10 protein-coding genes are annotated in these 13,751 nt (G+C 68.9%); 4 read left to right on the top strand and 6 right to left on the bottom strand.

All coding sequences use genetic code 11. The features are described 5' to 3' along the window. Positions 1-132 precede the first annotated feature (132 nt). The 4 genes from ABDV68_RS13735 to ABDV68_RS13720 all read left to right on the top strand — a co-directional run bounded on the left by ABDV68_RS13735 (position 133) and on the right by ABDV68_RS13720 (position 7,264). Positions 133-861 (top strand): SDR family oxidoreductase, encoded by a 729-nt coding sequence (locus tag ABDV68_RS13735; protein ID WP_343520612.1) that lies wholly within the window; start codon positions 133-135, stop codon positions 859-861. A gap of 167 nt (positions 862-1,028) precedes the next feature. Next, complete coding sequence (locus ABDV68_RS13730) at positions 1,029-3,023, top strand: right-handed parallel beta-helix repeat-containing protein (protein ID WP_343520611.1); 1,995 nt, start codon at positions 1,029-1,031, stop codon at positions 3,021-3,023. A 61-nt stretch (positions 3,024-3,084) separates the two neighbouring features. After that, positions 3,085-6,291, top strand: coding sequence for a family 78 glycoside hydrolase catalytic domain (locus ABDV68_RS13725; protein WP_343520609.1), 3,207 nt, complete (start codon positions 3,085-3,087; stop codon positions 6,289-6,291). Between the two features lie 76 nt (positions 6,292-6,367). After that, on the top strand, positions 6,368-7,264 hold the full coding sequence (locus ABDV68_RS13720; protein ID WP_343520607.1) for an iron-containing redox enzyme family protein: 897 nt from the start codon (positions 6,368-6,370) through the stop codon (positions 7,262-7,264). Positions 7,265-7,289: 25 nt separating this feature from the next. On the opposite strand, the gene ABDV68_RS13715 is transcribed toward ABDV68_RS13720, so the two are convergent. The 6 genes from ABDV68_RS13715 to ABDV68_RS13690 form a co-directional block, all read right to left on the bottom strand. Further along, a complete protein-coding gene (locus ABDV68_RS13715) occupies positions 7,290-8,909 on the bottom strand; it encodes a glycosyl hydrolase family 28-related protein (RefSeq protein ID WP_343520606.1) in 1,620 nt (539 codons plus the stop codon). Between the two features lie 63 nt (positions 8,910-8,972). Beyond that, the gene (locus tag ABDV68_RS13710) at positions 8,973-9,776 is read right to left on the bottom strand and encodes a kinase (RefSeq protein ID WP_343520605.1); all 804 of its coding nucleotides are present in this window, start codon (positions 9,774-9,776) and stop codon (positions 8,973-8,975) included. Beyond that, positions 9,760-10,716 carry a D-glycerate dehydrogenase gene (locus tag ABDV68_RS13705; RefSeq protein ID WP_343520603.1) on the bottom strand — a complete coding sequence of 319 codons (957 nt, stop codon included), beginning with the start codon at positions 10,714-10,716 and terminating at the stop codon, positions 9,760-9,762. Before ABDV68_RS13705 ends, ABDV68_RS13710 begins: the two co-directional genes overlap by 17 nt. Before the next feature lie 9 nt (positions 10,717-10,725). Continuing rightward, positions 10,726-11,496 carry an enoyl-CoA hydratase/isomerase family protein gene (locus ABDV68_RS13700; RefSeq protein WP_343520602.1) on the bottom strand — a complete coding sequence of 257 codons (771 nt, stop codon included), beginning with the start codon at positions 11,494-11,496 and terminating at the stop codon, positions 10,726-10,728. Beyond that, the gene (locus ABDV68_RS13695; RefSeq protein WP_343520601.1) at positions 11,493-12,608 is read right to left on the bottom strand and encodes a carbohydrate ABC transporter substrate-binding protein; all 1,116 of its coding nucleotides are present in this window, start codon (positions 12,606-12,608) and stop codon (positions 11,493-11,495) included. The genes ABDV68_RS13700 and ABDV68_RS13695 overlap by 4 nt, the downstream gene beginning before the upstream one ends. Beyond that, positions 12,605-13,751 (bottom strand): CoA transferase (locus tag ABDV68_RS13690; protein WP_343520600.1); only part of this gene is annotated, 1,147 nt, incomplete at its 5' end. The genes ABDV68_RS13690 and ABDV68_RS13695, both read right to left, overlap by 4 nt.

Raw genomic sequence — 13,751 nt, 5'->3', positions numbered from 1 at the left:
GCAGTGCGAGGAGTCCGAGCGTCGAGCGGCGATCGAGGGACGAGTCGAAGCTTGCATGTGCGTCAAACATAATTCATCATACGAATAGGTGCGGCGATGTCCACTGTCGCATTCAACCCCTTGGGAGATTTTATGGGCCGTCTCGAAGGCAAGATCGCACTGGTGACCGCAGCGGGCCAGGGCATCGGCCGCGCCACCGTCGAAGCGTTTGTCCGCGAAGGCGCGCGCGTCATCGCCACCGATGTCCGCGCCGAGGCGCTCGAAGGTCTGGACGGCGCCGAGACGCGCCAACTCGACGTGACCAGCAAGGACGAGGTCGCGGCGATCGCCGCCGACTATCCCGAATTGAACGTGCTCTACAATTGCGCGGGCTTCGTCCATGCCGGCACGATCCTGGATTGCGACGAGGATGCGTGGGACTTCTCCCAGTCGCTCAACGTCACCGCGCAATACCGCATGATCCGCGCCGTCCTGCCCAACATGATCGCGCGCGGCGGCGGGTCGATCATCAACATGTCGTCGGTCTGCTCGAGCATCAAGGCGGTGCAGAACCGCTTCGCCTATGGCGCGACCAAGGCGGCGGTGATCGGCCTCACCAAGTCGGTCGCGATCGACTATGTGACCAAGGGCATCCGCTGCAACGCGATCTGCCCGGGCACGGTCGAGACGCCCTCGCTGATCCAGCGCCTGCACGACACCGGCGATTTCGAGAAGGCCTATGCCGAGTTCACCGCGCGCCAGGCGATGGGGCGTTTCGGCCGGGTGACCGAACTGGCGGCGCTCGCCGTCTACCTCGCGAGCGATGAGAGCGCCTTCACCACCGGCACCGTCAATGTGATCGACGGCGGCTGGGTGAATTGAATGTATTCAACCACCCGACTCGTCATTCCCGCGCAGGCGGGAATCCATTCGCCATGTCGGTGCGGTTCCTGCCTTGAGGGCAGCCGGAATGGATCCCCGCCTTCGCGGGGATGACGGTTGTTAGTGCAGTCCAATGGACGATTGAGAATGATGCAGGAGAGGTTCCGATGATCGCACGCTTGGCCCGCCGGGTCGCCCTCGCCGCCGCCCTTCTCTGCGCGTCGACCGCCATGGCGCAGGTGACGGTACATGTCGCGCCCGGCGGTAACGACCGCAATCCGGGGACGCAGGCCAAGCCGGTCCAGACGCTCGAACGCGCCCAGGCATTGGTCCGCGCGAGCAACACCAGGGACGACGTGACGGTCGTCCTCGCCGACGGCACTTACAGGCTGACCAAGCCGCTCGTCTTCCGCCGCGCCGACGGCGGCCAGAACGGCAAGCGCGTCGAGTGGCGCGCCGCCGACGGTGCCAAGCCGGTCATCTCCTCGGGCATCGAAGTCACCGGCTTCGCGAGCTACGACGAAGAACGCCGCATCTATGTCGCCGCGACCCCCAAGGGGCTCGACACTCGCCAGATCTGGGTCAACGGCACCACCGCCGAGCGGCCCTGGGTCGAGCTCAAGTCGTCCGACGTCAAGTTCGGCCCCAGCGGCTTCGAGATCGTCAATCCGAAATACGACTATATCGCCAAGCTCGCCCGCCCCGACCGGCTCGAGCTCGAGGCGACCGGCTTCTTCACCGACCGCTATTCGCCGGTGAAGTCGATCAGCGGCATGACCGTGACGATGCAGCAGCCCGCCTGGGACAATAACAGCTGGGGCTACGACACGATCACCAAGCCGATCTTCCCCGAGGATTCGCGGCTGTTCCTGGTGGGCGCGCTCGAGCTGATCGGCAAGACCAACGACTGGCATGCACGCTATCACCAGTGGGTGATCGATCCGCAGGCCGGCAAGCTCTACCTGCGCGCCGGGATCGACGAGGACATCAAGGACCTCAAGGTCGTGGTGCCGACGCTGGAGACGCTGGTGTCGATCAGCGGCACCCCTGCCGCGCCGGTCGAGCGCCTGACCTTCCGTGGCCTGACCTTCGCGCACACCTCTTGGATGGGGCCGAGCAAGCCGACCGGCTATGCCAACCAGCAGAGCGGCGCCTATCTGAGCGACGTCTCGCCGATCCGGCCGAAGGACGCGTGGGAGAAGTGCGGCTGGGGCTGCGTCGAGTTCGAGTCGATGCGCCTCAAATGGCACCAGATGCCAGCCGCGGTGCAGGTCTCGGCGGCGCGCGACGTGACCTTCGAGGGCAACCATTTCACTCAGCTTGGCCAGATCGCGCTCGGCATCGGCAACGAGCCGGTGGCGCACCTGACCGGTGTGGGCCTCGCGACGAACGGCATCCGCGTGGCGCGCAACCGCTTCTCGGTGCTCGCCGGCGGCGCGATCATGGCCGGCGGCGTGCGCACCGACGCGCACCATCCGACCGACCCCAACCTCATCAACCGCGACCTCGTGATCGAGGACAACACGGTCGTCACCGTCAGCCAGGATTACAAGGACAATGCCGCGATCCTGACGACGTACATCGACGGCGCGACGATCCGCCACAACGACATCAGCGACGCGCCGTACGACGCGATCGCGGTCGGCTGGGGCTGGGGCTATAACGACGCGGGCGGCAATCCGAATTACGACGAGAACCAGAAGGGTTACGTCCACAACCCCAAGTTCACCACACCGACCACACTCAGGAACACGCTGGTCGAGGGCAACCGCATCCATGGCGTGAAGCTGTGGTACGAGGATGGCGGGGCGATCTACAACCTCTCGGCCAACCCCAATTCGGTGATCCGCAACAACCACATCTTCGACATCTCGAACCGGATCGGCATCTATCTCGACGAGGGCAGCAAGCACTTCACCGTAACCGGCAACGTCGTCGAGACCGGCGGCAAGTGGCTCAACATCAACACCGCCGGCAAGATGTACCGCCGCAAGATCTCGACCGATAATAAGGCCTCGGGCAACTGGCACAATTCGATGTCGACCGGCGGGCGCTGGCTGCCCCAGATCGGCAACGACGCGCGCGGCAACTTCCTGGTGCCGGACCGCGACTGGCCGGCCGAGGCGCGCAAGGTGATCGAGGACGCGGGGCCACGAAACTAAAGCGATCCCCCGGGCGGGACGAGGCGAGGGCCGGCGATCAGGCAAAGCGGAAGGGGTGACGATGGCTGGGACGAGGATCGATCGGCGGCGCCTGCTGCAGGGCGCGGGGGTCGCCGGGGCCGCGCTCTCCGCACACACGCCCGCCGCAGCGCTGGCTCCGGGCGCGCTCGAGGTGACCGGACTCAAGGCGCAGGGCCTGACCGATCCGATCGGCCTCGACGACCGCGCGCCGCGCCTGTCGTGGCGGATCGAGAGCCGTGATCGCGGCGTGCGCCAGACGCACTACCGGATCGAGGCCGCGAGCAGCCCCGAACTGCTTCGCGCGGGCAAGCCCGATCTGTGGGACAGCGGCGAGGTGGCGAGCGCCGCGTCGCTCGACATCCCCTATGCCGGCAAGCCGCTCGCCTCGCGCGCGATCGTGCACTGGCGCGTCACCGTGCGCGATGCGCGCGGGCGCAGTTCCACCAGTCCCGCGGCGCGGTGGGAGATGGCGCTGCTCGCCAAGGAGGACTGGCGGGCCAAGTGGATCGCGGCCGAGACCGCGCTGGCCAAGCGCGACCGCGAGGCGGGGCTGTTGTGGGTGCGCGGCGACCGCTCGAAGGACAAAACGCCGCGCTACTTCCGCCTCGCCTTCGACCTGCCGCAGGCCGGACCGGTCACGCTGATCTCGGTGTGCAACTTCCCGGCGACCGTCTGGGTCGACGGCGAGCAGGTGAATCGCGGCCCCAATCGCGACACGCGCTCGGGCAGCGAGCCCCCCGCTGTCACCACGCACCAGCTCGCCGCCGGCCGCCATGTCGTGGCCGTCGCGGTCAAGGATCCGCGCGGCTTCAACGAACGCAAGCTCCACGAATGCGCCACCGCGCTGATGCTCCGCGCTGGGGATCGGCGCATCACCACGAAGGGCGCGCGCACCATGCTCCACGCGCCCGAGGGCTGGCAGGCGGTCGCGTTCGACGACAGCGGCTGGCCGGTCGCCGAACCGAGCAGATACCAGCTCCAGGCGTTCCCCGGCTGCGGCGCCTTCCTGCTGCGCCGCGAGTTCGAGGTGAGCAAGCCGATCGCCCGCGCGCGGCTTTACGCCACCGCGCTCGGTGCGTTCGAGGCGGAGATCAACGGCAAGCGAGTCGGCGATGCGCTGATGACGCCCGAGAGCACCGACTATCGCGATACCGTCCTCTACCGCGCCTATGACGTGACGCCGCTGCTGCGGCCCGGCGCCAACGCGATCGGCGCGATGATCACGGACGGCTGGTACGGCAGCTTCCACGGCCTCGCCGGCCGCTTCGCCTTCGGCCCGCCGCCGCTGCGCCTGCTCGCCCAGCTCGAGCTGACCTATGCCGACGGCTCGACGCAGATCGTCGCCACCGACGACAGCTGGCGCCTCTCCGAAGGCGCGCCGGTGGTGAAGAGCGAGATCTATTATGGCGAGGATTATGACGCCCGCCGCGCGCAGCCGGGCTGGTCGTCGGCCGGGTTCGACGAGCGCGGCTGGCGCCCGGCCGAGGTCGGCGCGGTGCCGCCGTGCGAGGTCAAGGCCAATGCCGGCCCGCCGCTGCGCCGCGTCCGCACGGTGCCGCTCAAGAATGTGAAGCAGGTCGGGCCGGACCGCTACACGCTCGACTTCGGCCAGAATTTCGCGGGCTGGGTGCGGATCAAGGCCAAGGGCGAGGCGGGCCGCAAGGTCACGCTGCGCTTCGCCGAGATCCTCAATCCCGACGGCAGCGTCAGCCGCAAGAATTTGCGCACTGCCGAGGCGACCAACACCTATGTCTTCCGCGGCGACCCGGCGGGCGAGACCTACGAGCCGCACTTCACCTATTTCGGGTTCCGCTATGCCGAGCTGACCGGGCTCGGCCGCGCGCCCACGGTGGACGAATTCGAAGGGATCGTCGTCTCCAGCGATCTCGGCGAGACCAGCGTGCTGCGGGTCGAGAACCCGATCATCACCGGCATGTGGCGCAACACGCTGTGGAGCCAGCGCAGCAATTTCTTCGGCATCCCGACCGATTGCCCGCAACGCGACGAGCGGCTCGGCTGGACCGGCGACGCGATGGTGTTCTGGGACGCCGCCGCGTTCAACATGGACGTCGCCGCCTTCACCCGCCGCTATCTGCGCGACGTGCGCGACGCGCAGGGGCCGCAGGGCGAGTATCCCGACTATGCCCCGTCGGGCTGGCGCGACTATTCGAACGGCACCTCGCCCGGCTGGGCCGATGCCGGGGTGATCCTGCCCTGGACGGTGTGGCGGCGCTATGGCGACACCGCGATCATCGGCGAGCATTGGCAGTCGATGACGCGCTATCTCGACTATCTGCGCGCCAACAACCCGGACCTGATCTGGCGCAACAAGCGCGGCTACGATTATGGCGACTGGGTCGCGTTCGACGCCAAGGAAGCGGGCGACGAGACCACGCCCAAGGCGCTGATCGCCACCGCGATGTGGCAGCGCTCCGCCGCCAGGCTCGCCGAGATGGCGGCCGCCACCGGCCGGGCGGTCGAAGCGAAGGCCTATGCCGCGCTCGCCGCCGACATCGCCCGCGCCTTCCAGCGCGAGTTCGTCCGCGCGGACGGCAGCGTCGGCAACGGATCGCATTGCGGCTATATCCTCGCGCTGCATTTCGGGCTGGTGCCGGAGGGGCTGCGCACCGCCGCCGCGGGAAGGCTCGCCGCCGATATCCGCCGGCGCGGTACGCTGATCTCGACCGGCTTCCTCGGCACGCCCTACAGCCTCGACGCGCTCGCCGACACGGGGCAGGAAGCGCTGGTCTACGACCTGCTGCTACGCACCGCGCTGCCTTCCTGGGGGCACATGATCGCGGCCGGCGCGACGACGATCTGGGAGCGGTGGAACGCCGACACCAGCAATGCCGAGATGAACTCGTACAACCATTATGCCCTCGGCGCGGTGAACGGCTTCGTGTTCCGCCGCATCGCCGGGATCGATCCTGTGGCGCCGGGTTTCGCGCGCTGGCGCTTCGATCCGGTGCTCGACCCCCGCGTGCCGAAAGGCGGCGCGCGTTATGACAGCCCGATGGGACGGATCGAGACGGCGTGGGAGATCGCCGCGGGCGGCGGCTTCACGGCGCGCCTGCATGTGCCGGCCAACACGGTGGCCGAGCTCCGCCTTCCGGCCACGTCGGCCGAGCGGGTTCGCGAGGGCGGGCAGCCGCTGGCGCACGCCGCGAACGTTGCGGTGAAGGGCATGCGCGACCGCCGGCTGATCGTCGAGGTCGGTTCGGGTAATTACGCCTTCTCAATGACCTAGCTCGCGCTCCAACTGTCGGGCCCGTGGAACAACCGCGCCGCTCTCCGGTTCTTCCCGCGACAGGAGACATGACGACATGGCAACCCGATTCGTCCGCGGCGACATGCCCGCGGGATCGCAGTTTCTCACCTCGAGCTTCCAGCGCGGCCTTGCGCACTGGAACCGGGAGCGGCTGAGCCCCGGCCTTCCCGACCCCGACTGGCAGCGCGCCCTGGAGCGCGACACGCGCATGCAGCGGCTCGAAGGCGCCTTTCTCGAGGAATTGCGCGCGCAGGTGATCGACGAAGCCGCCGCCGCGCCGACCGACCCTGACGGCTTCATGGCGTGGTTCGAGGAACTGGAGCATTCGGGCCCCGGCCAGGGCGACCCGCTTTTCCCCTGGCTGCGCGACACCGCCGATATCGACCAGTTCCGCTGGTTCTTCGAGCAGGAGGCGGCGGGCGAGGCCGGGTTCGACGATCTCGTCGCAATGACTCAGGTCAAGCTGCCGGTCCGCCCCAAGCTCGAACTCGCGCGCAATTACTGGGACGAGATGGGCCACGGCACCTTCCAGGGGATGCACGGCCCGATGCTCGACGCGCTGGTCGAGACGCTCAAGGTCGATCCCTCGATCGAGCGCACGGTGTGGGAGAGCCTCTGCCTCGCCAATGCGATGACCGCGATGGCGAGCACGCGGCGCTATGCCTGGCATTCGGTCGGCGCGCTCGGCGCGATCGAGCTCACCGCGCCGGGCCGCTCGGCGATGGTCGCGGAGGGGCTCAAGCGGCTTGGTTTCTCGGGCAAGGAGCGGCGCTATTTCTCGGTCCACGCCGTGCTCGACATCAAGCACAGCGCGGCGTGGAACAAGGAAGCGATCCAGCCTGCGGTCGAGGAGGATCCGGCACGCGCCACCGCGATCGCCGAGGGCGCGCTGATCCGGCTCTACTGCGGCGCACGCTGCTTCGACGCCTATCGCAGCACGCTTTGGGGGTGAGCAGAAGCCGTCGGTCTGCCGCGGCTCAGGCGAAGCTTTGAACCGATCCGATCGCGATGTTGCGGCTGGCGCTCGCGCGCACCGCGGCGTCGCGCGGCTTGGGCGAGGTCAGCCCGTCGATCACCGCACCGTCGACATTCTCCAGCGCCACCGCGGGCCGCGCATCGGGCGCCGCGACGTCGAAGCTGCAGTCGGTGACGGCGAGGTTGCGCACATGCCGGGCATAGAGGCCGTGCGCCGGCAGCGTTCCCATGAAGCTCGGCTCGAGGCTGGAATTGCGCCGCTCGGGCACTTGCCGCGCGGCATCCTCGGCAGTGCCGCCGCCCGCCGCGCTCACGTGCACGCCGCGGAAGCTCACATCCTCGATGATCCCGTCCTCGATCCCGACCACGCCGCATGGATATTCGCGACGTGCTCCCGACACCTGGATATCGGTGAAGCGCACCCGCCGCACCTTCGCCACGCCCGCGCCCTTCGGCGCACGGTTGCGCGCGGACAGGCGCAGGAAGACGGGATGGTTGACCGGATTGACGAGGTTGATGTCGCGGAAGGTCACATCCTCGAGCACCCCGCCGTCGATCGCGCCGAGCTGAAGCCCGCGCGAATTCTCGCAAACGCAGTCGGCGATCAGGATGTTGCGGAAGCCGGCGATGCTGTCGGTGCCGAGCTTGATCCGCCCGAGCACGCCGACCTTGTCCGGGGCGAGATAGGGCGATTTCCGGTAAGTGCCGTCGAGCACGGTGCCGAGCAGATAGCCGCTGGTCTTGCAGCCGGTCACCTGCACGTCCTCGCAGAAGCGGGCCTCGTGCAGCCCGTAGCTGCTCTTCAGGACGATCGCATCGTCCTTGGGCGCGTTGACCAGGCAGTTGGTGACGCGCGCATCGCGGCAGCAGTCGAGATCGATGCCGTCCCGGTCGGTATCCACCGTCAGCCCGTCGATGCGGACGTTCGAGCCCCCCATGACATAGCAGGCGAAATGCCCGCCCTGCAGGATCGAGAAGTCCTTGAGCAGCACGTTGCGGCAGCGGATGAGGCCGATCGCCTTGTTGCCGCGCCCTTCGTACTTCATCTCTTCGGGATTGGCGCGCCGCGCGGCATCGGCGCTCAGGCCGCGCTCGCGAGGCGACTTCCAGCCCGGGATGCCGTGCCAGCCCTGCGGCGGCCCCTCGCGGTCGAGGCCCAGGCCATGGATCAGGCCGTGACCGATGATGGCGATGTCGGTGACTCCGTCGCCATAGATCAGGCTGTTGTGGAAATGGGCGAGTCCATAGTCGACGAACTGCTCCTCCCACACGCCCTCGGGCAGGTCGTATTGCCCCTTGTGCCTGTCCGGGCTCGCCGCCTCGATCACCGATCCGGGGCTGAGCACCAAGGTGATGTGACTCTTGAGCCGGATCGAGAAGCAGAGATAGCGCCCCGGAGGCACCACGATCGTGCCGCCGCCCTTGGCGCTCGCGGCCTCGATCGCGCGGTTGAAGGCCGGGGAGTCGATCGCCTTGCCGTCGCCCTTCGCGCCATAGTCGCGGACGTCGTGGAAGCCGCTCAGCGATCCGGTCGCGCGCACCGGCACCGCGCTCGCGGCGAATGCCGCCCCTGCTCCCAGCAATGCCGCCCGGCGGCTGAACTCGGCCCGCGTCTCGAGCAATGATCTCTCCCGTCGCTGTTTATCGTATGATGAATTAGCGGGTCGATGATCGCAAGCTGTAAGTCAGGTTTTGGCGATCACCCTGCGATCCGAGTCGAGCCGCAGCGTCAAATCTGCCCGTCCGGGCATCTCGGCAAGGATGGCGCGGGTGATGCGCTCATAGTGCTGGATGAAACGCATGATCTGCGCATCGGTCATCGCCAGCGCGGGATCGCGGCCCGCCGCGGCGAGTGCCGCGCGCAGCTCCGCCTCCTGCTGGGTCCGCCAGCCCCGCACGACGTCGAAGCCCGGCGCGGCGAGCAGCGCCAGGCGGTCGAGGCGTGCGAACAGCGCCTGATAGAGACCGGCCAGCGCAGCGTTCACCGCCCGGCGCCAGCGACCGTCGGGGTCTTCGGTGCGTTCGAGATCGTTGACCGGAGCGGCGAGGTCCGTGTCCGATTGGGGAGCGGCGCCGACGCACCAGCCCTCGAAGATCAGCAGGTCGAGCGGGCCGTCGACTGCCTCCCATTGCGCTTCGGGGAGCGGTTCGTCGCTGGCCTTGTCGAAGCGCGGCAGACGCACGCCCTGACCCGCCTTCACCGCATCCAGGATCGCGCAGCCCAGCGCGACATCATGGGTCAGCGGCACGCCCCGCGTGGCGAGCAGCGGATGGACGTCTCGCGCCAGCTCGGCCCGCGCCGCCTTGCCGAGATAGAGATCGTCGAGCGACAGCACCGCGGCGCGCACGCCCGGTCGCTCGATCAGCCCGCGGGCGAGGGTCGATTTGCCGCTGCCCTGCGATCCGCAGATGCCGAGGATCAGCGGGCGCGGTCCGGCATCCAGCCAGCTCGCGACCGCCTGCGCGACGATCTCAAGCGACGCGGTCAAACGGTTTGCGCCCGGCGAAGAAGGCGTCGAGATTGTCGGCGACCTTCATCCCCATCGCCTCGCGCGTCTCCAGCGTGGCGGACCCCAGATGCGGGAGCAGCACCGCGTTGGGCAGGCCGACCAGCGCCGCCTCGACCGCCGGCTCGCGCTCGTACACGTCGAGCCCGGCGGCGGCGATCGTACCGGCGCGGAGGGCGTCGGCGAGAGCCGCCTCGTCGATCAGCGTGCCGCGCCCGGTGTTCACCAGCACGGCGTCGCGCTTCATCGCCGCGAGCGCCGCCGCGTCGATCATGTGCCGAGTCGCCGCGCCGCCCGGCGCGTGGAGCGAAACCACGTCCGCCACGCGCAGCAGGCTGTCGAGCGAGGCATGATAGGCGTCCTCCGGCACATCGTCCGCACGACTGCGGCTGTGCACCACGACCCGCATGCCGAACGCCTTCGCGCGCTCGGCGACCGCGCGGGCGATGCGGCCATAGCCGACCAGCCCCAGCACCTTGCCGCGCAGCGAACGCCCGAGGAGATGCGTCGGCCGCCAGCCGGTCCACTCGCCGGCGCGCAACTCGCGCTCGCCCTCGCCCGCGCGGCGGGTCGCCATCAGGATCAGCGTCATCGCGATGTCGGCGGTGGCGTCGGTCAGCACATCGGGGGTGTTGGTGACCACGATCCCGCCCTCGCGCGCGGCCTTGAGGTCGATATGCTCGAACCCCGCGCCGTAATTGCCGATGATGCGGGCGCGGCGTCCCCCCGCGAGGATGACCTCCCGCGTGATCTTGTCGGTCACCGTCGGGCAGAGCGCGTCATGCTCGCGCATCGCCTGCGCCAGCGCGGCGGCGTCCATCGGCACGTCGGACTCGTTACGCGTCACCGCGTAGCTCGCGGCAAGGCGCGCCTCGACCGCGTCGGGCCAGCGGCGGGTGAGCAGGATCTTCGGCTTGGTCATGGTCGAGCCTTAGCGCCGCCGGAACTCGGGCGCGCGCTTTTCCGCAAACGCGGCGCGGCCTTCCTTCGCGTCCTCGGTGGCGAAACAGATCGCCTGCAGGTCGCGCTCATATTCGATCGCCTTGTCCCACGGCATGGTGTGTGCCGCGCGCAAATTGAGCTTGGCGGTCTCCGCCGCGATCGGCGCGCGCGAGGCGATCGTCGCCGCGATCTGCTGCGCGCGGGCGAGCAGCGCGTCGGGCGCGACCACCTCGCTCACCAGCCCCCAGGCGAGCGCCTTGTCGGCATCGATCATGTCGCCGGTGAGCAGCATCAGCGCTGCGTTGGACGCGCCCATCGAGTAGGTGAGCCCCGCCGCCATCCCGCCGCCGCCGATCCAGCCGAGCTTGATCTCGGGCGCGGCGAACTTCGCGTTGGTCGAGGCGATGCGGATGTCGGCGGCCATCGCCGTCTCCAGCCCGCCGCCCAGCGCATAGCCGTTGACCGCGGCGACCACCGGCTTGCGGCAGGCGCGCAGCGCGTCGCAATAATCGTCGCGGTTGCGGAAGTCCCACGGCGTCGCATAGCCGTCGAGCGTGGTGATGTCGGAGCCGGCGGAGAAGGCCTTCTCGCCCGCGCCGGTGATCACGACGCAGCGCACCGCGTCGCTGGCGTTGCACTCGCCCACGGCGGCGATCAGTGCGGCGGCCATTTCGGGCGTCAGCGCATTGAGCTTGGCCGGGCGGTTGAGGGTGATGGTGGCGACATGGTCGGCCACGATGAACAGCAGGTCGTCGGTCATGTCTCGGCTCCGGCCGTATGGTGCGTGCGATACAGGATTTCGAGATCGTCGAGCACGGGCTCGGCGGCATCGCCATCGAGCAACGCCGCGCGCAATCGCGCGGATGCAGCGGTCTGGAAGGCGATCGCGCCGTCGTGCCGAGGGCGCAGCAGCGCGGCGTCGACCGTGGCGAGCGTCGCCGCGAAGAAACCGCCGGTCGCCGCATTGACCGAGCCGTCCTGCCAAGCCGGCCGCAGCGCGGGCTGGCCGTCATGCCCGGGGATGAAACCGCGCTGCACCGGCTCCGACATCAGCCAGCGCAGATGGTCGAGCAATTCGGAGGTGACTTCGCAGCGCTTCGACACGCCGATGCCGGTGCCGCCGAGGGTGGAGCCGATCCTGCCGGTGGGACCGGCGGGTGCATTCGTGAAACCGACACCGCGGGAATAGTTCACATAGCCGTAGATCAGCGGGCACAGGTCGATCCCCTCGCCGCGCTCGATCGCGCCGAGCATCGCGATCGGGTTGAGGTCGCGCGCGCGGCGGGTGACGTCGCCGGTCAACGCCGCCATCAGCGCATAGGCCTCGCGTCCGATCGCGCGATCCATGAATCCGTCGCGCGGTGCCGCCGGCTCGAACCCCAACGCGCCGCAGATCGACTGGAAGCTCAGGATCGCATGTGGCCCCGCCAGCGACAGCGCGACCGCATGTTCGGTGGCAAATGCAGGCAGCTGCGCCCATTCGAGCGGCGGCAGCGCCACGGTCTCACGGCGATAGGCCATCACCTGAGTCGCCGCGTCGAGCGGCAGCGCCCAGTACCGGCCGCCATAATGGTAGCTGGCGAGCGACGGCCCCGCGACCTCGGCTCGCCAGCCCGCAATCTCGTCCGCCTCGAACAACTCTTCCAGCGGCACCAGGCAATCCGCCGCGACCGCCTCGCCGACATGCGGGTGATCGAGCACCACCAGGTCGTAGCGCGCGCAGAGGTTGCCGATCGGATGCGATTCGAACCCCTCGAGCGGGTGCTTGTCCCAGCTCAGCGCCAGCCCCTCGGCCCGCGCCGCCGCGGCCGCCAGCGCGTTGTAGCCGCGCGGATGGTCCCAGGTCAGGCCGCGATACGAGGGGACGCTCATCCGTGCTGGCGCACCACGCCCGATTCGATCAGCGCCTCGATCGCGGCATCGTCGAGCCCCGCCTCGCGCAGCAGCTCGCGGCTATGCTCGCCGACCAAAGGCGCGCCGCGTTCGACCGTCGAGGGCGTCTTGGAGAAGCGGATCGGGAAGCCGGGGGTCTTCACGCGGCCCTCGGTCGAATGGTCGTACTCGACAAAGGTGCCGTTGTGCTGGATCTGCGCATCCTCGACCAGGTCGGCATAGCCATAGACCGGCCCCGCCCAGATATCGCGCGCGCGCATATCCCCGAGCCATTCGGCGCTGGTCCGCGCGGGAAGATGCTCGCGCACCTTCGCGAAGATCTGATCGCGCAACGCCCAGCTGTCGCGCTCGTCGTCGAGCCCGTCGAAGAAGCGGTCGTCGAACAGCTCGCCGAGCTTCTTCAGGGAAGCCATGGCGACGGTGATGTAGCCGTCCTTCGTCGCGAACACGCCGTACGGCGCTCGGATATAGGCATGCGCATGCGGCTCGGTCGAGCGCGCCTGCGGCTTGTTGCCGACGGTGAACACCGACAGTTCCTGCATCTGGATCGTGGTGATCGCGTCGAGCATGTTGACTTGGACCAGCTGCCCCTCGCCGGTGCGCTCGCGGTGGAACAGCGCGGCGAGCGCGCCCTCGAAAGCCGAATAGGCGGTGATCGCATCGACCAGATACTGGCCCGCGGGCGAAGGCGGCGCACCGTCGGCGCCGGTCGACATCATCGCGCCCGACATGCCCTGGAGCAGCAGGTCCTGGCCCGGATAGTTGCGGTACGGCCCGTCCTCGCCATAGCCCGACATCGAGACGTAGATCAGCCGCGGGTTGATCGCGCTGAGCGTCGCATAGTCCACCCCCAGCCGCTCGGCGACGCCCGGCCGGTAGTTCTGCAGGAACACGTCGGCGTCCTTGACCAGCTCGAGCAGCAGCGCCTTACCCTCGGGCGCCTTCAAGTCGACCGCCAGGCTGCGCTTGTTGCGGTTGAGCGACAGGAACGAGACGTTGACCTTGTTGCCGTGCGCGCCGCCGGCCGCGGCGTGGCGCTGCCACTCGCCGCTGGTCGGCTCGACCTTGACCACGTCGGCGCCCATGTCGCCCATGCGCTGCGCCGCGAACGGCCCGGCCATC

This window comes from Sphingomonas sp., assembly GCF_039595165.1.
Lineage (GTDB): Bacteria > Pseudomonadota > Alphaproteobacteria > Sphingomonadales > Sphingomonadaceae > Sphingomonas.
Note: the sequence above shows the minus strand (reverse complement) of the source record. Positions and strands in the feature narration are given on the sequence as shown.

Coding starts and splice junctions, on each gene's coding strand:
- ABDV68_RS13735 (WP_343520612.1), top strand. CDS start 133: ATGGGCCGTCTCGAAGGCAAGATCGCACTGGTGACCGCAGCGGGCCAG.
- ABDV68_RS13730 (WP_343520611.1), top strand. CDS start 1,029: ATGATCGCACGCTTGGCCCGCCGGGTCGCCCTCGCCGCCGCCCTTCTC.
- ABDV68_RS13725 (WP_343520609.1), top strand. CDS start 3,085: ATGGCTGGGACGAGGATCGATCGGCGGCGCCTGCTGCAGGGCGCGGGG.
- ABDV68_RS13720 (WP_343520607.1), top strand. CDS start 6,368: ATGGCAACCCGATTCGTCCGCGGCGACATGCCCGCGGGATCGCAGTTT.
- ABDV68_RS13705 (WP_343520603.1), bottom strand. CDS start 10,716: ATGACCAAGCCGAAGATCCTGCTCACCCGCCGCTGGCCCGACGCGGTC.
- ABDV68_RS13700 (WP_343520602.1), bottom strand. CDS start 11,496: ATGACCGACGACCTGCTGTTCATCGTGGCCGACCATGTCGCCACCATC.
- ABDV68_RS13695 (WP_343520601.1), bottom strand. CDS start 12,608: ATGAGCGTCCCCTCGTATCGCGGCCTGACCTGGGACCATCCGCGCGGC.